This is a genomic window from Rhodococcus sp. (in: high G+C Gram-positive bacteria) (genome assembly GCF_049299235.1).
GTDB lineage: Bacteria > Actinomycetota > Actinomycetes > Mycobacteriales > Mycobacteriaceae > Rhodococcus.
Map to the genome: position 1 here is coordinate 12,340 of NZ_JBAQXC010000145.1, position 18,384 is coordinate 30,723.

Sequence of the window (18,384 nt, forward strand, 5' to 3'; positions counted from 1 at the left end):
CTTCTTGGGTTGCTGACGCAACGACCCTCCTGTCACGGATCGTCCGTGACCGTTCACAGTCCATGGGAGGTGATGAGGTCTTATGCGTCATTACGAATTGATGATCATCCTGGACCCCAGCCTGGATGAGCGCACTGTCGCTCCCTCGCTGGAGACGTTCCTCAACGTGATCCGCCAGGAAGGCGGAAAGGTCGACAAGCTCGAGGTGTGGGGCAAGCGCCGTCTCGCGTACGAGATCGCGAAGAACAGCGAAGGCATCTACGCGGTGGTCGACATCAGCGCGACGCCTGCTGCCGTTGCGGAGCTGGATCGCCAGCTCGGCCTGAACGAGTCGGTGCTCCGCACCAAGGTTCTGCGCAGCGGGAAGTGAACCTGTCGGCGCCTGACCGTAGGCTCGGGCGCATCAGGACTCCACACACAGCAGGAGGAACCACATGGCAGGCGATACCGTCATCACCGTCGTCGGCAATCTGACCGCCGACCCCGAACTGCGTTTCACCCCGGCGGGTGCCGCGGTCGCGAACTTCACCGTCGCGTCCACCCCCCGCATCTTCGACCGTCAGTCCAACGAATGGAAGGACGGCGAGGCTCTGTTCCTGCGCTGCAACATCTGGCGCGAGGCAGCGGAGAACGTGGCCGAAAGCTTGACCCGAGGCTCGCGCGTGATCGTGCAGGGCCGGCTCAAGCAGCGCAGCTACGAAACGCGTGAAGGCGAGAAGCGCACTGTCATGGAGCTCGAGGTCGACGAGATCGGCCCCTCGCTGCGCTACGCCACGGCCAAGGTCACCAAGGCCGGTCGTGGTGGTGGCGGAGGCGGTGGCTTCGGTGGTTCCTCCGGCGGATCGGGCGGCGGGCGTGCAAGCGCCAACGCGAACACCGGCGGCGACGACCCGTGGGGCAGCGCCCCGCAGGCCGGCTCGTTCGGTGGTCCCGGGGACGACGAGCCCCCGTTCTGATCCGACTTCGATCGGAACATCCAGAAATTACGGAGAAAGACCATGCCTAAGCCGCCTGCGCGCGACAAGGTTTTGAAGAAGAAGGTCTGCACCTTCTGCAAGGAAAAGAACGTGCAGATCGACTACAAGGACACGACGCTGCTGCGCAAGTACGTCAGCGACCGCGGCAAGATCCGTGCTCGCCGCGTCACCGGCAACTGCGTGCAGCATCAGCGCGACGTCGCTGTCGCTGTCAAGAACTCTCGTGAGGTCGCGCTGCTTCCTTACGTTTCGACGGCTCGCTGAGGAAAGGGAGGAACCGATGAAGCTCATTCTCACTGCTGACGTGGACAACCTCGGTGCGCCTGGCGACACCGTCGAGGTCAAGGACGGCTACGGCCGTAACTACCTGCTGCCCCGCGGTCTGGCCATCGTCGCCACCCGTGGCGCCGAGAAGCAGGTCGAGGGCATCCGTCGTGCCCAGGAAGCGCGCGCTGTGCGCGGCCTGGATCACGCCAAGGAGCTCAAGGAGGCCATCGAGGGCCTCGAGAGCGTCTCGCTGAGCGTCAAGACTGCCGGCGACTCGGGCAAGCTGTTCGGCTCGGTCACCGCAGCCGACGTTGCCGGTGCGATCAAGACTGCCGGTGGCCCGGTTGTCGACAAGCGCATCGTCGAGCTGCCCAAGGCTCACATCAAGGTGACGGGTAAGCACTCCGTCGCCGTGAAGCTGCACCCGGATGTCACCGCGAAGTTCGTCCTGAACGTCGTCGGCGCCTGATTCCGGCTCCGAAGAGCCCCACGCACCTGTGCGTGGGGCTCTTCGTCGTCTATCCACAGGGCTGTGGATAGACGACGTGGCATTGTGACCTGCATCATGTTGTTTCGGTGGCGAACGAGTAAACACGCCCGGTGTGCGACACGCCGAAATCACTGTTGTACACAGCTGTGAAACGCAATTTTCCGCCTCCTACCTGGAGATATCCGAAATGTGAGATGCGTTGTCCCCAGCTTCTCCACAGCCGGTACACAAGTGCGCCCTCGCGTTTCCACAATTCATCCACAGATGTGTGCACAACCCGATTTGGATCGGTGCATCGATGTCCCTAACGTCGAGCGCGCCTGCACCGTCGATGTCGGTGGGGGCGAGTAGAACGTGGGTATCGGGCAGGTGCATCGGCCGCGCCCGACCGGACGTGAAATGCGGATGGGGAAGGATGGCATCGCGTGGCTGTTGTGGACGATCGAGGCCATTCCGACTATGGCGATCCGCCGGAAGAACCGGGCGGAGACTTCGGCAGGCAACCCCCGCACGACATGGTGGCCGAACAGTCGGTACTCGGCGGCATGCTGCTCAGCAAGGACGCCATCGCCGACGTTCTCGAGGTGCTGCGCCCCGGCGACTTCTACCGGCCGGCGCACCAGGTTGTCTACGACTCGATTCTCGACCTCTACAGCCGCGGTGAACCCGCCGACCCGGTGACGGTGTCCGCCGAACTGGACCGCCGCGGCGAACTGAAGCGTCTCGGTGGTGCCGCCTATCTCGTCACGCTGACCCAGACGGTGCCGACGGCGGCCAATGCCAGCTACTACGCCGAGATCGTCGCGGAGAAGGCCGTGCTGCGGCGGCTTGTCGAAGCGGGCACCCGCATCGTCCAATACGGCTATGCGGGTGCCGACGGCCAGGACGTGGCCGAGGTCGTCGACCGGGCCCAGGCCGAGATCTTCGACGTCGCCGAACGCCGCACCACCGAGGACTTCGTTCCCCTCGAAGAACTCCTGCAGCCGACGATGGACGAAATCGACTCCATCGCCAGCCGCGGTGGTATTTCCCTCGGGGTTCCCACCGGGTTCGCCGAACTGGACGAACTCACCAACGGCCTGCACGCCGGTCAGATGATCATCGTCGCCGCACGTCCCGGTGTGGGCAAGGCACTCGCACTCGACACTCCCCTGCCCACCCCCCGCGGGTGGACCACGATGGGCGAGGTCGCGGTGGGCGATCTGCTGCTCGACGCGCACGGCGCACCCACCCGTGTCGTCGCCACCACCCCCGTGCTGACCGGCCGGCCGTGCTACGACGTCGCGTTCTCCGACGGCACCGTCGTCGTCGCCGACGAACAACACCAGTGGCGAACGGCCGCCGGCATCCGCACCACCGGCGAACTCGCCGCGACCGTCGCAGACGGGCACATCGTCGCGAACAGTACTCCGCTGGCGCTCCCCGACGCGGACCTGCCGGTGGCGCCGTTCATGCTCGGCGCCTGGCTCGGCGGCCCGTCCGAGGACCCGGACCTGCACATGCGGATGGACGGCGAGGGCGACTTCGCCGCAGAACTCGTGACGCTCGGCGCTCACATTCCCCAGGCATACCTGCGTGCCTCGGAACGGCAGCGCCGCGACCTCCTCGCCGGTATCCTCGACGCCGGGGGCACCGTCCTCACCGACGGCACCGTCCGTTTCGCGACGGACTGTCCGCGGCTGCTCGCCGGCGTCGCCGAATTGATCTCCGGCCTCGGCTACACCCGCATCCTCGATGCCGGGTCGGTATCCTTCGCCGCCGACGACGACGTCTTTGTGTTGCCCAGTAAAGCCTTGCAGCACAAGGAGAATCGGCTGGTGGTTGCGCAGGAACGCCGCATCGTCGCGGTCCGCCCCGTCGCGTCGGTGCCGGTGCGGTGCGTCGAGGTCGACGGCGAACACCTGTATTTGGCGGGCCGGTCGATGATCCCCACCCACAATTCGACGCTCAGCATGGACTTCATGCGGTCGTGCTCCATCAAACACGGTATGGCGTCGGTGATCTTCTCCCTGGAAATGGGCAAGACGGAAATCGTCATGCGACTGCTTTCTGCCGAAGCGAAGATCAAACTCGGCGACATGCGATCCGGGCGCATGACCGACGACGACTGGACCCGCCTCGCCCGGCGGATGAGCGAGATCAGCGAGGCCCCGCTGTTCATCGACGACTCCCCCAACCTGACGATGATGGAGATCCGCGCAAAAGCACGGCGGCTCAAGCAGAAACACGACATCCGGCTCATCGTCATCGACTACCTCCAGCTCATGTCGTCCGGCAAGAAGGTCGAGTCGCGGCAGCAGGAAGTCTCCGAGTTCTCGCGTAGCCTCAAACTTCTCGCGAAGGAACTCGAGGTCCCCGTCGTCGCGGTGTGTCAGCTCAACCGTGGGCCCGAGCAGCGGACCGACAAGCGGCCGCAGGTCTCCGACCTTCGTGAATCGGGATCGCTCGAGCAGGACGCAGACATGGTCATCCTGCTGCACCGGCCCGACGCCTTCGAACGCGACGACCCGCGCGGCGGCGAAGCCGACCTCATCGTCGGCAAGCACCGTAACGGCCCGACGGCCACGATCACGGTCGCGCACCAACTGCACCTGTCGCGGTTCGTGGACATGGCGCGAGGCTGAGCCGCTGCTGTTTGTCGAGATGCAGCGAAGATTAGCGGAATGCGACGGTAGTTTAACTAGGGCCGCACCCGTGAACCTTCGCCCCGTTCTCGCCGACACGCCGACCGGTTACGGCGTGTCGGCCACGGGATCGGTCAACCTGGTCGAGTGGCAGAACGAGTACGAGTGCGAGAACTCGACGACGACGAAGGCACACGGCTGGTGCGGATCATCCGCCGCGGCACCGGATCGGTGGTGACCTGGCGACGCGCCCAGATGATCCTGCTCTCCGCCCAGAACATGCCGGTGCCCAAAATCGCCGAAGTCGCCTTCACCAGCGCCGACCGGGTCCGCGATGTGATCCACAACTTTGGGCACCGACGGCTTCGAATCGCTGTACCCGAAATACGCCGGCGGCCGGCCCAAGAAATTCACCCTCCCGGAACGCCGGGAGATCAAGAAGATCGCCACATCGGTCCCGACCGAACACGATCTGCCGTTCTCGACCTGGAGCCTGACCAAACTCGTTGAGTTCCTGGTCGCCGAGGGGGTGATCGACGACATCAGTCACGAAGGTCTGCGCGTGCTGCTCCGAGAGGAGGGTGTCTCCTTTCAAAAAGTGAAAACGTGGAAACGGTCCAAAGATCCGGACTACGAGGCGAAGAAGGCCCGAGTCGAGCACCTGTACGCCATCGTCGACGGCGAAGTCACACCCGAACTGATCAGGCAAGCACGCCAGCAGGAAGAAAGATCGAGGCTAAAGGCATGGGGAAGCAGTCGGGCGGTTTGCCGTTGCTGACCCGCGCCGTTGGCAAGTGCCGGCAGGGTGGACGGACACGCGCGACCAATCGGGACTGCTGCCAAGTACATTAGCGATGTCTTTCGACACGCCCGAGATCCGTCGATCTGCAGCGGTGTGTCCGGCTAATCCGCACTGCACTCGACAGCCGTCCTCCGCCGGCAGTGTTGTGGGTTGCCTCTACACAGAACCATGCATGATCGGGGATCCTCACCCACACCGAGGCACAGTCGCGATGCTGGATCAGCAGCTCAGCACATTGCGTGGCGGACACGAAGGACCCATCGGTCCGACCGGCCTGCGGACGAACAGGTCGCCTCCGTGATGTTTGAGCCAGAACTTGTCGTGAAGCGCTGCGACCGTGCCCACCCATCTGGTGGCATTCTCCAAGCCGTGGACGGTGAGCCACTCCTGGGTTCCCACGGGCAGTGCTGCGACGATGTCGCCGGGTTGTTGCATGGCCATACCGGACAGCCTGGAAAAGACAGCTCTGCTGTGCCTGCTGACGAACACGTCGGGGTAGATTTCGCAGGTCAGGTCTTGATCGGAGAGATGCGATGCGCGCACCTCGAACTCCACGCTCCGTCTGTCGCGTCGTTGCCTTTGACGACGTAGCGAGGTCCAGTCGATGTCGGGGCGCATGTGCTGAATGGGTCCGGAGGACGTGGCCCACCGAGACCGGGATTTCTGCTTTATCCGCTCTTCGGCCCGCGAATCGTCGGACAGCACCCGGATCCAGTCGATCGCGAGTTCGATCGCAGCGTCCTCGACGACGAAGATGTCGGGGTCCTCGGCCTGGCCGATCTCGTGGATTCCAGTGGGAATGTCCGCGTGCTCGACGACGGTCTCGGCGGTTGCGAAGACCCGACCCTGTCGGTCGATGAAGACATCGGGGTGGACCTCGCACGCCGTGTCTCCCGTTGATCGCACCCGGTCAGTGGCCTTGACCTCGAATACCACGATGGCTCCTTGTTCGTGTTCGGGATGGTCTGTATCGGATAGTTCCCCGGTGGTTCGGCGCCAGGGAACCTCTACCTCGAGAGGTCATGAGTATGCAGGACTCGAATATGCAGCCGTACCAACGAATCCCTACACATTCATCGGGTCGCCGTATTCGGGTGGACTCGGTGGATCAGTCCCGGTTGGCGACCTCGGCTGCGTCGGTCGGTGATGGGTCCTCGAGCCACGTGATATCGAGGTTCCACGGCTGGGGAACCTGTCGTCGTCGACCCGCTCGGTGAGAAGCTCGGATCATGACGACTGTGTCCGGCGACTTCGAGCTCACCGTCGAGGAACTGCGAGCTGTCGCCCGCTATGCGGCGGACAGCGCTCAAAGTGTCCTACCGGTGTTCGAGGCCGTGTGCCCCGATGATCCTCGGCCACAGGCGGCCATCGCTGCCGCGTGGGAGTTCGTCAACGGTGCGAGGAGAACCAACCTGCAGCGCGTGACGTCACTGGACGCACACCGAGCCGCGAAGGGGGCACCCACCGAGGCCGCCCGACTCGCTGCCCGCGCCGCCGGTGATGCGGCGTCTGCCGCATACCTCCACCCGATCGCCAAATCCCACCAGGTCGGCCACATCTTGCGTGCTGCCGCAAGCGCAGCGCGCATTGGTGAGTTGATCGCGGACGGCGATCCCGACGTCGGGAACGAGCTGATCGAGCAGGCACGGCAACGCGCCACACCCATGTTGACTGACGTGCTCGACCGGTATCCCAGCGCGCCGCGTGGCAAGGACCGCGTGGCGCAGCTCATGAGTTCCCTGGACGCTTCGCTCCGTGCGACGGTCCTCGACGTCGACTGCGACCCCCACTCCCGGCCATCGGGAGAAGCGCTCGGAAGCGATGGTCGATTCGGTTCAATCGATGGGACATAGGTCACACCCGGTGTGTGATCTCCCGACGGTCGACACGGAGTGCATGGTGGGTATGGATTCGGATCGGGTCGTGGTCGTCACCGGAGCCAGCCGGGGCGCGGGCAAGGGCATCGCGTTGGCGTTGGGCGAGACGGGAGCGACGGTGTACGTCACCGGACGCACGAAGTCCGAGGGAGATTCACCGCTGCCCGGCACGGTGTTCGCCACCGCCGACGAGATCACCCGCCGCGGCGGTACCGGCGTTCCCGTCGTCGTCGACCACAGCGACGACGCCCAGGTCCAGGCGTTGTTCGAGCAGGTGCGCGCAGAACACGGACGGCTCGACATCCTGGTCAACAATGCCCTGACGGTGCCTGATGCGCTGGCGACGAAGGGGCCGTTCTGGGAGAAGCCGCTGTCGCTCCTCGACATCCTCGACGTGGGCATGCGCTCGACGTACGTGTCCAGCTACTACGCCGCGCCGCTGCTCGTCGCGAACGGAGCCGGGCTCGTGGTGAACACGTCGTCGTTCGGCGGCACCTGCTACATGCACGGACCCGCATACGGTGCGGGCAAGGCCGCGGTCGACAAGATGGCCCACGACATGGCCGTCGACTTCCGGCCGTTCGGTGTCGCGGTCGTCTCGATCTGGATGGGTCTGCTCAAGACCGAGCGCACGCTCGCCGCGTTCGCCGCCAATCCCGGCGCATACGACGGTTTGGCCGCCACCGCGGAATCCCCGGAATTCACCGGACGGGTGATCGATGCCCTCGCGCGCGACCCGAAGCTGCTGGAACGCAGTGGTCAGGTGCTGATCGGTGCGGAGATCGGGCAGGAACTCGGCGTGACCGACCTCGAGGACCGGCAACCGCCGTCGCATCGTCCCTTCCTCGGCAATCCGCCGGTGTATTCGGACGCCGTCATCGACTGACGAACCGTCACCCGACCGGGACGAGCCACGACAAAGGGAGATCAGCATGACAACAGACCTGGTGCGACGGATCGACAATCTCGAACAGATCGAGGCCATCAAGAACCTCAAGTACCGGTACTGGCGGGCCTGTGATGCCAAGGACCCGAAGACGTTCCGTGACTGCTTCATCTATTCGGGTGCCGTAATCGACTACGGCAGGCTCGGCGCCTTCGACGACGCCGACCCGATGGCCGCGATCTTCACCCAGGTCGCGCTGCACAAGGTCGACGGCGAATACGTCATCTACGACATGCACCACGGCATGCATCCCGAGATCACCATCACCGGCGATGGTACGGCGCGCGGACGCTGGACCCTCCGGTTCCGTCAGGTGAACCTGCTCGACCGCACCGAAATGGTCTCGACCGGCGAGTACGACGACGAATACCGCCTCGAGGACGGCGAGTGGAAGATGTCGAAGTGTCACTTCGTCGAGACGTGGTTCATCAAGCGCAGTTTGCCCGATGATGCCGTGGTGACGGCGGGAGTGTTCGGCGGCGCAGTGTGACGGCTGTTCCCGACGGTCACGGGTATCCTCGGCCGATTACCGGGCCTGGACGAACACCAATCCCGCGAGCGCGACCAGGCCGATAAGACTCAGCGGCAACATCTTTCGTAGCAGATGACCTTCCTTGCCTGCGAGTGTCCCTTCGGACGCGACGAGCGCGAGATTCTGTGGTGACAAGACGGTGCCGAGAGTGCCGCCACTCATGTTGGCGGCCACGAGGACCTGCGGATTCAATCCGGCCTGACCGGCCGCGGTCACCTGCAGGGCACCGAAGAGCGCATTGGACGAGGTGTTCGACCCGGTGGCGGCGACGCCCAGCCAGCCGAGCACGGGCGACAACACCGCGAACAGGACACCGGCCGAGGCCATCCAGTGCCCGATCGTGATCGTCTGCCCCGACAGATTCATCACGTAGGCCAACGCGAGCACCGACGCCACGGTCAGGATCGCCCAGCGCAGACGCACGAGTGCTGCGACATAGCACCGGAAGCCGTCGGCGGCGGACATTCCCGCGATCGGAATGATCGCCAGTCCCGCCACGAACACCAGCGTGCCGGGCGACGACAGCCAATTGAGGTGAAAGGTGGTGACGGACGGTGTCGAACCGTCCGGGGCCGCGATATCGAGTCCCGGCCACGTGATCTGCCCACCGGCGGCATTCAGGGCCCGGTGTACCGGACCGATCTGGCTGATACCGACCACCGCCAGCAAGACCAGGTAGGGCGCATAGGCGCGGACCGTTTGGGCGCGAGTGTTCCGCACGGAGTCCGCATCGGCATGCGCGGCTTCGAGTTCCGTCGATGTTCGAGGTTGCCAGAACCGCAGGAGCACCATCAGGGCACCGAGCCCCACGATCGCCGCGACGATGTCGCTCAGCCCGACAAAACCGAATGTCGCGCAGATGAATTGAGCTCCGGCGAAGGCGACTCCGACGACGAGCGCCACGGGCCACGTCTCGCGCAGTCCGCGTCGGCCGTCGATCAGCACTATCAGTACCAGGGGCACCACCAGCGCCAGCACCGGAACCTGCCGCGCCGCGGCGGCGGCGACCTCGTCGATCGGCATGCCGGTCACCCGGGACATCGTCAGGGTCGGCGTGCCGAGCACCCCGAACGGTGTCACGACGGTGTTGGCAACCAGGGCGACACCGGCGGCGCGGACCGGTCCGAAACCCAACGTCATCAACATGACCGTCGCGATGACGACCGGTGTGCCGAACCCGGCGACACCCTCGAGCATGGCCCCGAACAGGAAGGCGACGACAATTGCCTGCACGCGGCGATCGCGGGATATCCCGGCGAACGATCGTCGCAGCGCGTCGAAGAGGCCGCCTTCGACGGTCATCGTGTAGATCCAGACGGCATTGACGACCGTCCACATGATCGGGAACAACCCGAACGCCGCGCCCTCCGCACCCGCGCTCAGCGCCTGGCCGACCGGCATCCCGAAGGCGACGACGGCGATCCCCAGTGCGGTGGTGAGGGCGGCCAGCGCCGACCAGTGTGCCTTGACGCGGAACACCGCGAGAAAGGTGAACATCGTGGCCAGCGGGATGCAGCCGACGAGCGCCGACAGCGCCAGCGACCCTTGCACCGGGGCGACCTGCTGAATGAACACCATCGCCACCAGACCTCTCCGTACTGCGTCGACGCGAGACGGTAGCAAATCGGATAGCACGCTAACCAATCGTCGGTGAGCTGAAGTCCGCGTGCTCCGTTCCCGCCGGGCTGTTCGTTCACCGATGATCCGGCATCATCGGTAGTCATGTCGTCGTTCCTGTGGGACCAGCACACCTGCCTGCCGCTGCGGGTCGGCACCGATATCGAGCCACTGACCCGCTACCACCGCCCCGGCGGCGCGCTCGTCTCCGTCAACGCGGGGTATGCGCCGCACTCGTTCGCGGACACCACGGCGCTGCTCGCGCACTATCGCACCGAGGTCGGTGCGCATCCGCGACTGCGGCTGGCGAACACGACCGGTGATGTCACCGACATCACCAGGGCTGGGGACACCGCGGTCGTCTTCGATCTGGAGGATTCCGCGCCGCTCGACGGCGATCTCGGCAACCTCGCTGTTCTCGCCGACCTCGGTGTGCGAACACTGCTGCCCACCTACAACCACGCGAATCGCGCGGGCTCCGGCTGCCTCGATGCCGCGGACACGGGCCTGACCGCATGGGGTGCGCGACTCGTCGCCGAGATGAACCGGGTCGGGATCGTCCCGGACGGCTCGCATTGCAGCGCGCGCACGGGGCTGGACATGTGCGCGGTGACCACGAGGCCGATGGTCTACAGCCATTCGTGTATGCGATCGGTGTGGGAGCATCCACGCAACATCACCGACGACCAGGCACGTGCGTGTGCGGCAACGGGTGGTGTCGTGGCGATCACCGGTGTCGGCATCTTTCTGGGACCGAACACCCCGACCCTCGACGCGATGACGCGGCACCTGGAATACGCCGTCGAACTGGTCGGCATCGACCACGTCGGGATCAGCAGCGACTTTTCCTTCGACTACCCCGATTTCCTCGCCGAACTACGCAACAACCCCGAGTTGTTCGACGAGAGCTACACGCGCTGGGGGCCGATCCGGTGGATGCCGCCGGAAACACTCGTCACCCTCGGTGAGTATCTGACCGGACGCGGATGGGCCGATGCGGAGATCCGGAAAGTGCTCGGGGAGAACTGCTTCCGCGTCGCCGAGCAATCCTGGGGCGGCGAGCGGTAACCACGCAGGAGAAGGACATCCGCGCGCTGTCGGTCGCGCGCGGATGTCCGCGTGCTCGCCAACCGCCCTGACCTCCGCTGCCGGCACCGCCGGACCCTGCAATATCCTCGATGGCACGACCACGGAAGGTGCCCGATGACGTTCATCAAGATGTGCGGATTGCGCGACGAGGCGACGGTGGATCTGGCCGTCGAACTCGGCGTCGATGCAGTCGGTTTCGTCTTCGCGGAGAGTCCGCGCCGGGTGTCCGTGGCGCAGGCGGCGCGTCTCCGGTCGAGGGTCCCCGCGGGTGTCCTCGCGGTCGGGGTGTACGTGAAAATGCCGCTCGACGAGATCGTCGCGACCGCGACCGCGGCACATCTCGATCATGTTCAGGTCCACGATCTGCGTTCCGGAGACGATGTGCGCGTACTGCACGACGCCGGACTCACCGTGATCCGCGCGGTGAACACGGGCGGAGCCGATACGCTCACCGACGACTTCGGTGCCGATCTGCTGCTCGTCGACGGGACGGTCGCCGGCGCCGGGATCACCTGGGATTGGCGCGATCGCAGCGATCTTCCGTCCGGGCGGTGGATTCTCGCCGGCGGACTGAACGCCGAGAACGTCGCGCGGGCGGTCACGACCTCCGGGGCGTGGGGCGTCGACGTGTCCAGCGGCATCGAGTCGAGCCGCGGGGTCAAGGACCCCGCTCTGATGAGGGCCTTCGCGGACGCGGTACGCGGGGCCGGTGCGTAGAGGCCGACTGCCGCCGCCGTCAGTGCGCCGCCGCGCTCTTCTTCCGCTTCGGGATCAGGTGCACGATCAACACGACGATCGCACCGAGGACGAGGCCGACGAGCGCGGAGGTCACCGTGCCCGCCGTCCACGACAGGACACCACCGAATCCGCCGTGCACGAGTTCACCGAACCAGTGCTCGACGTCGTGGAGGCGATCGGCGGGCCAGTGGAACCCGGCTTCGCCGACGTTGACGAGCAGGATGTGCCCACCGACCCACAGCATCGCGGCGATACCGACGACGGTCAGCACCGACATCACCTTCGGCATCGCGGCAACCAGTCCCCGGCCGACCTTCCGGCTGAACGTCGACTCGCGTCCGGCGAGCGCCAAGCCCACGTCGTCCATCTTCACGATGAGCGCGACCACCCCGTACACCAGCGCGGTGATGAAGAACGCGACGACGACCAGCACCGCGAGTCGGGTGAAGAACGGTTCGGACTCGACCGAGGACAGTGAGATCACCATGATCTCGGCGGACAGGATCAGGTCGGTGCGGATCGCGCCACCGACCATCGCCTTCTCGAACTCGGGACCCTTCTGGGTTGCCGTCGCCTCTTCGGCGTGGTGCCCGCCGCTGAGCGCCTCGTAGACCTTTTCGGCTCCTTCGAAACACAGGAACAGGCCACCCGCGATCAGCAGGTACGGCAAAGCCTGCGGCAGGAACTGACTCAGCAGCATCGCGACCGGCAGGATGATCAGCAGCTTGTTCCGGATCGAGCCGATCGCGATCTTGCGGATGATCGGAAGTTCACGTTCGGGAGTGAATCCGTGCACGTAGCGGGGGGTGACGGCCGTATCGTCGACGACCACACCAGCCGCCTTGATGCTGGCCTTGCCTGCTGCGGCACCGATGTCGTCGAGGGACGCCGCTGCCGCCTTCGCGAGTACCGCAACGTCGTCGAGCAGGGCGACGAGACCACCAGCCACGGGAACCTCCCACATATCGGCTGTGCCGACCGAGCGAAACGACACACGGTTGCGCGCCGACTTGAACGGTACCGAATCGACGGCGACCCGCACGGCGGAGCGTCCCGGACCGCGGCGTGTCACCGCGACCGGGCCGGATCGTTCGGCCAGGGTGGACGACATGGCGCGTGTGCTCGGATATGTCCTGCTCGTCGTGGGTGGTTTCACGGCGGCGATGGTGCTGGCGGAGCCTGGCTTCGCGACCTATCCGCTGACCACCGGATTCGGCCCGGGCCCGGTGTTCGCCTCCGACACGGGCGCCGTCGCGGTGGGATCGGTCGTCGCGGTCCTCACCGCCGCGTTGTGCCGTGCGCGTTCGACGGTGGCGACGGCGGTCCTCGCCGGGGCTGCCCTGGTCGGGATCGTGGCGTTGCCGGGTGCGTGGCGCTACGACATGTATGTCGCGACAGTCGGCGCCGGTCTGCTTCTCGGTGCACTGGCTGCGGCGTGCCGCGAGGGTGCACTGGCTGCGGCGTGCCACGAGCCGCGGCGATTACCGCAGCAGAGTGCACTCGCCGGTGGTGCCGTCGCCGGTGTGGTGGCCGCGTCCCCGATCGCCGAGTACCGGCAGTTCGCGGGTACACCCGGTCGCTATGCGGACTACCTGGCGGTGAGCGAGCAGCCCGTCGACACCGTGTGGTTGGTGCTCGCGGTGGCCACGATCCTGATGACCGTTGCGGCGTTGGTGGTCGGTGGATTCGACACCGACGGCCGGAGTGAACCGGTGGTCGTACGTGAACTGGTGGTCGGCGTCGGTATCCCGATCGTCGCGGTCGTGCTGCACTGGTCGTTCCACCGTGCCGTGTACATGCAGTCGGAGGATTTCGATCAAGGTCGATGGCTGCTGGGCATCGTGGTGGTACCGATCGTGATCGTCGCTGCCCTGTGGCTGCGGGACCGGACCGGGACGGTGCTCCTCGCCGCAGCGGCGCTGTTCGTGTCCGTCGCCGCCGCGGCGGACGTCGTGGCCGGCACTTGGCCGATGCTGTCGATTCCGCTGCTGCTGGTGGCCGCCGGGGTGTGGCTGGGTCGCCGATACCCGGTGCCGCTGATCGGCGTCGGAGTGTTGGCGCTCGCCGCGGCGACGGCGATTGTCGAACGGGCGCCCTGGGACAACCTGAATCTGGCGGCGACGATCTTCGCGGTGCCGTTCGCGGCCGGCTACACGATCGTCGCGTCTCTGCCATCCACCGCGCCGGTGACGACGACGGCGCTGACCATGCCGGCCGTGATGTCGCTACCGTTGATGGCGCAGTTCGGGTGGACCGCCTACACGCCGCTCACCGACGCGCCTCTCTCCGGTGGCGACACCGGCCAGGTGCCGGAGTGGGTACCGAGCGCGTGGACGTCGATCTCGGTGGGTGTCTCCGTTGTATCGATCGTCGCCTGCGGCGCCGCGATGGTGTGGTTGCGTCGGCGCCCGGTGCCTACTGCCTGAAAACCGTTCGGCACGAAGGGAAATAGCCGGGAAAGCGTGCGGGTGCAGCACCCGGGACATCCCCATCGGGAACCTCGGCGACAGCAGCAGGCCGGTGTACGCGAGAGCTGGCATCACGATCCCGAACAGTGCTCTACTCAGCCGATCCGGATGGTGGTGGGGCGCGGCTGCTCGACGAGGTCGACCATCGCTTCGACGAACGGGCGGCCGTCGACGGTCAATGTCCCGTAGTGCTGGTGCAACTCGAAATATCCTGCGATCCGGTGCGCTGCCTGCACGGGATCCGTGTGCGGATCGACCATGTCGCACACTGCGTCCCCCACGGCGCAGACCGTGGCGACCGGGACAGTTCCGAATCCTGGACGTTCCCCGGTCATCGACGCGCCGGGCAGCGCGCCCGGCGTGACGACCTCGGCTCCGGTTCCGGGGGTGCGTGGGTCGGCGATCAGTAGCCCGGCGAGATCCTGCGGACGGTCCGGGTCGCGGGCGAGTTCGGCGAGGACATCACCCGCGATCGCCGCACCCTGCGAGAAGCCGACGACGCGGACTGCTGTGTCCGGGCAGGCAGTGTGCGCGCGGGCGATCTGCTCGCGCAACTCGTCGATGCCGATCTCCTTGGACCGGTCGTAGGTGTGGGTGCCGAGTGGGCTGATCTCGCCGGGATAGTCGATCCGGGAGGTCTGTGCCCCGCGCTCGGCGAGCGCTTCGAGGATCGGATGCACCGTTGATGTGGGTTTGCCGACCTTGAGGGTGCCGTCGACCCCGACGACGATCGTCGCCGAACACGTCTCGCGTTGCGGTGGAGACGCTGCGGCGGGGGTCGTTGTGACGCCGGTGGCCATCGCGATCAGGCCGATGATCGTGCTGATCTGCAGTGCCGTCGAGCGCACGTGCATGCCGAGTCCCCCCCTGGTCCGTCCCCTGGTTCGGGTCGACGCTATCAAGGGCGTGGTGTCTCCGATGTCGTGCGTTCGGTCGATCCTCGGCGCGTGATCGGATTTGCGGGGGATGCCGGTCGTGGCACCGTCAGCATCGGTACGAGGAACCGGTGGGCGATCGTGGTCAGCGCGGCATCGTCGTCGAGGTCGACGATGCGGCTGGGGAATGCGAGGAACGATCCGGTGATGCGGACCATCATTTCTGCGACGAGGTCGACGTCGATTTCTGCGGTGACGTTGCCGGACGCCTGTTCGCGTCGCAGCTGACCTGAAACGAAAGTTTGTACTGCAGAGAGCATTTCGCCGTCGGTTCCGATGATCGCACCGGCGAACGAGGTGGGATCGGTTTCGATCAGTCCTGCGACGAGGGGATTGGTGCGGATCGTCCGCAGTGAACTCACGAAGCCGAGGGTCACCCGGTCCGCGACGGTGGGGGCGTCGGCGACGTCTTCGATGAATCGGGTGAAGTACCGACTGAACTCCCGCAGGACCACCTGGTCGACGAGCGCTTCCTTCGTGTCGAATTTCCGGTAGATCGTGATACGGGAAAGTTTGGCGCGCTTGGCGATTTCCTCCATCGTGGACCGCTGGATTCCCATCCTGCAGAACTGATCGTAGGCGGCGTCGAGTAGGCGTGTTCGGGTCGCGTCGGTGTCGTCGATGGGTTCGACGGCCTGCGTGTAGGCGCGTTCGAGAAGAGACGTCGACCTGGACACCTCGGTCCGGGTGGATGATGCAGATTCCACGGGTTCCTTCCTGTATTGCCTCCTCCAGGATGACGTGCCGTGACCCAATTCGTGAATCTTCCGTGAGGGTCGTGTCGATGTGCTCTCATGTTACAACGAAACTGTACTTGTTTCATTGCAACATTCAACCGGTGCGGAGAGGGGTAGCCGTAGCATTTGCCGAAAATCGGGCGGATATGGCGTAGTGCCCGGTCGGTGATCCGCTCGGCCTGTTGGGTCGAAACGATCGTCTGTCTCGCCACCGGCTCCTGGCGGGCGCGGCGTATCCGCCCAGCTCGCCGACGATCCGATTCGGGCCAGAACTCGTGTGGGACGTAAGGGCCCGCAACCCAAGGTTGTCAGGAAGTGCAAAGTAGCGGGATCCTGACGACAGGCTGGTGAATTCTCAGGCTCGTGGTGCAGCACTGCTGACGATGCGGTGGATGGTGGAGCGGCCGACGCTGTATTCCTCGGCCAGGTCCGCCAGGCTCGCGTCGTCGGCGGGGTCGTGGTAGCGGCGGTGGATTGTTTTCCGTGCCGTGAGAGGAAGTTTCGGCTGCTTGCCCTTGAGCCTGCCTTTCGCGCGGGCCTTGGCCATGCCCTCGCGGGTGCGTAGGTGGTTGAGGTTGGCCTCGAATTCGGCGACCATGGCCAAGGTTTGCAGGAAGAGCTTGCCGAACGGGTCGTTCCAGTCGTAGATCGAGCTCCCGAGTCCGAACAGCACCTCGCGCTCGCGCAGTTCGGTCAGGGTCTGGCCTGCTTCGGCCATGTTGCGTGCGAATCGGTCGAACTTCGGCGTGGTCAGCACTACCTGTCGCCCGTCGATGGCCGCCGCGGCGGAGGTGACGGCGGCGAGTGCGTTGTCGAGCCCGGCCCGGTTCTTGCGGGTGGTCCCGGAGAACCCTTTGTCGATGAAGATCCGCTCACGCGGCACTCCGAGCGCCAATAGCTGCTCGGTTTGGATCTCGACGTCTTGTTCGTCGGTGGAGCAGCGGCAGTATCCGACGCGGAACGGCTCACCCATGCCGAAAGTGTTCCAGATAGCGGGGGTTGACCGGCACAGTCAGCGGAACACCTCTACGGAACACCGGTGAGCTGGGCCGACGTTGGCTCTGCGTGGTGTCCCGGTGGCCGATCCGGTTACGGAACAGGTCAGGGGGTGTTATCGGTGTGTGGGGGTGTGTTGTGGGTGAGGAAGTGGTTGACGTCGACGGTGAGGAACAGGGCGGTGGCGGTGGTGATCACGTGGGCGTGGTCGTTTTCGATGGTGGCTTGCAGGTGGAGTTTGCGGCCGTCGCGGGCGTGGATGTGGGCGCGGAGGGTGTAAGGGGTGTCGAGCAGGATCGGGGCGAGGTAGTCGATGGCAAGGTGGCGGGTGACCGCGGGTTCCCCGACGGTGTAGAGCAAGAGTCCGAACAGTTCGTCGAGGACGGTGGCGACCGCGCCGCCGTGGGCGATCGCGGGGGCGCCGACGTGGCGAGAGTCGAAGCGGTGGTGGGCGTGGACGCCGTGTGCGTCGCGGCGGGCGCGTAGCTGGTGGCCGTGGGGGTTGGCCGGTCCGCAGCCGAGGCAGTGGTCGTGGTGGGGTGGCAGGTCGGCGGAGTCGGGTGCGAGCACAGGGAAGGCGGGAATCCAGTCCGGGACCTGTCGGGGCTCGGGTGTATGGGTGCTGGGTGTGTTCTCGGTCATGGGCGCTTTCTGTGGGGTGTGTCTACCGTGCGGTGGTGAAGAGGATGTCGCAGTGGGCTTTGCGGGCGAGCTCGATCGGTGGGGTAGTCAGCAGCCGGGCCAGCAGCGGTGGCCGGTGGGGATCGGCGGTGACAATGAGGTCGGCGCCGGTGGCGGCGGCCAGGTGCAGCAGCGCGTGCGGGGCGGGTTCGGACAGGATGTGGGTTTCGATGTCGGTGGCGCCGTGGGCGAGGGCGTGCTGGTGGGCGGTCCGCAGGATGGCCTCGGTGGGAGTGGTGCCGCGTAGCTGGTAGGCGTCGGGTCCGAGCCGGTCGAGGTCCGCCCCGAGCTCACGTGCGTCGATGTGGTGGCGGGCGCAGATGATCAGGAGCCGGGCGTGGGTGGCGTGGGCGAGTTCGGCGGCGTGGTCGACCACACGGTAGGAGCGGTCGGATCCGTCGGTGTCGACGATGATCGTGCGATAGGCCGTCATGACGGGCGTCTTTCACGAGAAGGGAGCGTGTTTTGCGGGGGAAATGGTCGAGATGTATCGGCGGCGTGGTGCGCGGCCGGGGGCCAGTACTGCCAGCACGATCGCCCCGACGGTGGTGAGGGCGGCCAGGGCGAGCGCGGCCTGGCCGCTGCCGTGCACGAACGCGGCCTTGGCG

The 18,384-nt window shown here is 65.9% G+C and carries 21 protein-coding genes; 13 read left to right on the top strand and 8 right to left on the bottom strand.

All coding sequences use genetic code 11. The features are described 5' to 3' along the window. Window positions 1–82 precede the first annotated feature (82 nt). The 7 genes from rpsF to WAX14_RS08910 all read left to right on the top strand — a co-directional run bounded on the left by rpsF (window position 83) and on the right by WAX14_RS08910 (window position 5,136). Window positions 83–370 (top strand): 30S ribosomal protein S6, encoded by a 288-nt coding sequence (gene rpsF, locus WAX14_RS08880; protein ID WP_422627720.1) that lies wholly within the window; start codon window positions 83–85, stop codon window positions 368–370. Window positions 371–434: 64 nt separating this feature from the next. Further along, window positions 435–956, top strand: coding sequence for a single-stranded DNA-binding protein (locus WAX14_RS08885; protein ID WP_422627721.1), 522 nt, complete (start codon window positions 435–437; stop codon window positions 954–956). Window positions 957–998: 42 nt separating this feature from the next. Further along, window positions 999–1,241: a 30S ribosomal protein S18 gene (rpsR, locus tag WAX14_RS08890; RefSeq protein ID WP_068161227.1), complete on the top strand. Its 243-nt coding sequence runs from the start codon at window positions 999–1,001 to the stop codon at window positions 1,239–1,241. A gap of 16 nt (window positions 1,242–1,257) precedes the next feature. Further along, window positions 1,258–1,713, top strand: a complete 456-nt coding sequence (gene rplI, locus WAX14_RS08895; RefSeq protein WP_422627722.1) for a 50S ribosomal protein L9 — start codon at window positions 1,258–1,260, stop codon at window positions 1,711–1,713. Between the two features lie 446 nt (window positions 1,714–2,159). Further along, a complete protein-coding gene (gene dnaB, locus WAX14_RS08900; protein WP_422627724.1) occupies window positions 2,160–4,358 on the top strand; it encodes a replicative DNA helicase in 2,199 nt (732 codons plus the stop codon). 70 nt (window positions 4,359–4,428) lie between these two features. Then, window positions 4,429–4,596, top strand: coding sequence for a hypothetical protein (locus WAX14_RS08905; protein WP_422627725.1), 168 nt, complete (start codon window positions 4,429–4,431; stop codon window positions 4,594–4,596). A gap of 111 nt (window positions 4,597–4,707) precedes the next feature. Then, window positions 4,708–5,136 carry a hypothetical protein gene (locus WAX14_RS08910; RefSeq protein WP_422627726.1) on the top strand — a complete coding sequence of 143 codons (429 nt, stop codon included), beginning with the start codon at window positions 4,708–4,710 and terminating at the stop codon, window positions 5,134–5,136. 243 nt (window positions 5,137–5,379) lie between these two features. Here the strand turns inward: WAX14_RS08910 and WAX14_RS08915 are convergent, their stop codons facing one another. Further along, on the bottom strand, window positions 5,380–6,096 hold the full coding sequence (locus tag WAX14_RS08915; RefSeq protein WP_422627727.1) for a hypothetical protein: 717 nt from the start codon (window positions 6,094–6,096) through the stop codon (window positions 5,380–5,382). Between the two features lie 293 nt (window positions 6,097–6,389). Here WAX14_RS08915 and WAX14_RS08920 point away from each other — a divergent pair, with 293 nt between their 5' ends. From WAX14_RS08920 to WAX14_RS08930, 3 genes are read left to right on the top strand one after another with little or no spacing between them, the layout of a single operon-like run. Beyond that, complete coding sequence (locus WAX14_RS08920) at window positions 6,390–7,013, top strand: putative immunity protein (RefSeq protein WP_422627728.1); 624 nt, start codon at window positions 6,390–6,392, stop codon at window positions 7,011–7,013. Between the two features lie 52 nt (window positions 7,014–7,065). Then, window positions 7,066–7,923: an SDR family NAD(P)-dependent oxidoreductase gene (locus tag WAX14_RS08925; RefSeq protein ID WP_422627736.1), complete on the top strand. Its 858-nt coding sequence runs from the start codon at window positions 7,066–7,068 to the stop codon at window positions 7,921–7,923. A gap of 46 nt (window positions 7,924–7,969) precedes the next feature. Then, complete coding sequence (locus WAX14_RS08930; RefSeq protein ID WP_422627729.1) at window positions 7,970–8,473, top strand: nuclear transport factor 2 family protein; 504 nt, start codon at window positions 7,970–7,972, stop codon at window positions 8,471–8,473. Between the two features lie 36 nt (window positions 8,474–8,509). On the opposite strand, the gene WAX14_RS08935 is transcribed toward WAX14_RS08930, so the two are convergent. Then, entirely contained in the window at window positions 8,510–10,093 is a 1,584-nt protein-coding gene (locus WAX14_RS08935) for an L-lactate permease (RefSeq protein ID WP_422627737.1), read from the bottom strand. 144 nt (window positions 10,094–10,237) lie between these two features. Here WAX14_RS08935 and WAX14_RS08940 point away from each other — a divergent pair, with 144 nt between their 5' ends. Both WAX14_RS08940 and WAX14_RS08945 read left to right on the top strand, forming a co-directional pair. Next, window positions 10,238–11,200 carry a dipeptidase gene (locus WAX14_RS08940; RefSeq protein ID WP_422627730.1) on the top strand — a complete coding sequence of 321 codons (963 nt, stop codon included), beginning with the start codon at window positions 10,238–10,240 and terminating at the stop codon, window positions 11,198–11,200. 135 nt (window positions 11,201–11,335) lie between these two features. Next, on the top strand, window positions 11,336–11,938 hold the full coding sequence (locus WAX14_RS08945; protein ID WP_422627731.1) for a phosphoribosylanthranilate isomerase: 603 nt from the start codon (window positions 11,336–11,338) through the stop codon (window positions 11,936–11,938). Between the two features lie 19 nt (window positions 11,939–11,957). Here the strand turns inward: WAX14_RS08945 and WAX14_RS08950 are convergent, their stop codons facing one another. Further along, the gene (locus tag WAX14_RS08950; protein ID WP_422627738.1) at window positions 11,958–12,908 is read right to left on the bottom strand and encodes a DUF808 domain-containing protein; all 951 of its coding nucleotides are present in this window, start codon (window positions 12,906–12,908) and stop codon (window positions 11,958–11,960) included. Window positions 12,909–13,068: 160 nt separating this feature from the next. On the opposite strand from WAX14_RS08950, the gene WAX14_RS08955 reads away from it, so the two are divergent. Continuing rightward, entirely contained in the window at window positions 13,069–14,385 is a 1,317-nt protein-coding gene (locus tag WAX14_RS08955) for a hypothetical protein (RefSeq protein ID WP_422627732.1), read from the top strand. Window positions 14,386–14,522: 137 nt separating this feature from the next. On the opposite strand, the gene WAX14_RS08960 is transcribed toward WAX14_RS08955, so the two are convergent. From WAX14_RS08960 to WAX14_RS08980, 5 genes are all read right to left on the bottom strand, one after another. After that, the gene (locus tag WAX14_RS08960; protein WP_422627733.1) at window positions 14,523–15,281 is read right to left on the bottom strand and encodes a cutinase family protein; all 759 of its coding nucleotides are present in this window, start codon (window positions 15,279–15,281) and stop codon (window positions 14,523–14,525) included. 44 nt (window positions 15,282–15,325) lie between these two features. Then, complete coding sequence (locus WAX14_RS08965; RefSeq protein WP_422627734.1) at window positions 15,326–16,069, bottom strand: TetR/AcrR family transcriptional regulator; 744 nt, start codon at window positions 16,067–16,069, stop codon at window positions 15,326–15,328. Window positions 16,070–16,454: 385 nt separating this feature from the next. Beyond that, window positions 16,455–17,072 carry a recombinase family protein gene (locus WAX14_RS08970; protein ID WP_006553200.1) on the bottom strand — a complete coding sequence of 206 codons (618 nt, stop codon included), beginning with the start codon at window positions 17,070–17,072 and terminating at the stop codon, window positions 16,455–16,457. A 128-nt stretch (window positions 17,073–17,200) separates the two neighbouring features. Next, the gene (locus WAX14_RS08975) at window positions 17,201–17,737 is read right to left on the bottom strand and encodes a PaaI family thioesterase (RefSeq protein ID WP_006553199.1); all 537 of its coding nucleotides are present in this window, start codon (window positions 17,735–17,737) and stop codon (window positions 17,201–17,203) included. 22 nt (window positions 17,738–17,759) lie between these two features. Then, a complete protein-coding gene (locus tag WAX14_RS08980; RefSeq protein ID WP_006553198.1) occupies window positions 17,760–18,209 on the bottom strand; it encodes a universal stress protein in 450 nt (149 codons plus the stop codon). Between the last annotated feature and the right edge of the window lie 175 nt (window positions 18,210–18,384).

What these genes read in the sequence shown, in the direction of transcription:
- WAX14_RS08935 (WP_422627737.1), bottom strand. Translation starts at nt 10,093, where the DNA reads ATGGTGTTCATTCAGCAGGTCGCCCCGGTGCAAGGGTCGCTGGCGCTG.
- WAX14_RS08925 (WP_422627736.1), top strand. Translation starts at nt 7,066, where the DNA reads ATGGATTCGGATCGGGTCGTGGTCGTCACCGGAGCCAGCCGGGGCGCG.
- WAX14_RS08975 (WP_006553199.1), bottom strand. Translation starts at nt 17,737, where the DNA reads ATGACCGAGAACACACCCAGCACCCATACACCCGAGCCCCGACAGGTC.
- WAX14_RS08940 (WP_422627730.1), top strand. Translation starts at nt 10,238, where the DNA reads ATGTCGTCGTTCCTGTGGGACCAGCACACCTGCCTGCCGCTGCGGGTC.
- WAX14_RS08945 (WP_422627731.1), top strand. Translation starts at nt 11,336, where the DNA reads ATGACGTTCATCAAGATGTGCGGATTGCGCGACGAGGCGACGGTGGAT.
- rplI (WP_422627722.1), top strand. Translation starts at nt 1,258, where the DNA reads ATGAAGCTCATTCTCACTGCTGACGTGGACAACCTCGGTGCGCCTGGC.
- WAX14_RS08960 (WP_422627733.1), bottom strand. Translation starts at nt 15,281, where the DNA reads ATGCACGTGCGCTCGACGGCACTGCAGATCAGCACGATCATCGGCCTG.
- WAX14_RS08930 (WP_422627729.1), top strand. Translation starts at nt 7,970, where the DNA reads ATGACAACAGACCTGGTGCGACGGATCGACAATCTCGAACAGATCGAG.
- rpsR (WP_068161227.1), top strand. Translation starts at nt 999, where the DNA reads ATGCCTAAGCCGCCTGCGCGCGACAAGGTTTTGAAGAAGAAGGTCTGC.
- WAX14_RS08955 (WP_422627732.1), top strand. Translation starts at nt 13,069, where the DNA reads ATGGCGCGTGTGCTCGGATATGTCCTGCTCGTCGTGGGTGGTTTCACG.
- rpsF (WP_422627720.1), top strand. Translation starts at nt 83, where the DNA reads ATGCGTCATTACGAATTGATGATCATCCTGGACCCCAGCCTGGATGAG.
- WAX14_RS08970 (WP_006553200.1), bottom strand. Translation starts at nt 17,072, where the DNA reads ATGGGTGAGCCGTTCCGCGTCGGATACTGCCGCTGCTCCACCGACGAA.
- WAX14_RS08920 (WP_422627728.1), top strand. Translation starts at nt 6,390, where the DNA reads ATGACGACTGTGTCCGGCGACTTCGAGCTCACCGTCGAGGAACTGCGA.
- WAX14_RS08885 (WP_422627721.1), top strand. Translation starts at nt 435, where the DNA reads ATGGCAGGCGATACCGTCATCACCGTCGTCGGCAATCTGACCGCCGAC.
- WAX14_RS08980 (WP_006553198.1), bottom strand. Translation starts at nt 18,209, where the DNA reads ATGACGGCCTATCGCACGATCATCGTCGACACCGACGGATCCGACCGC.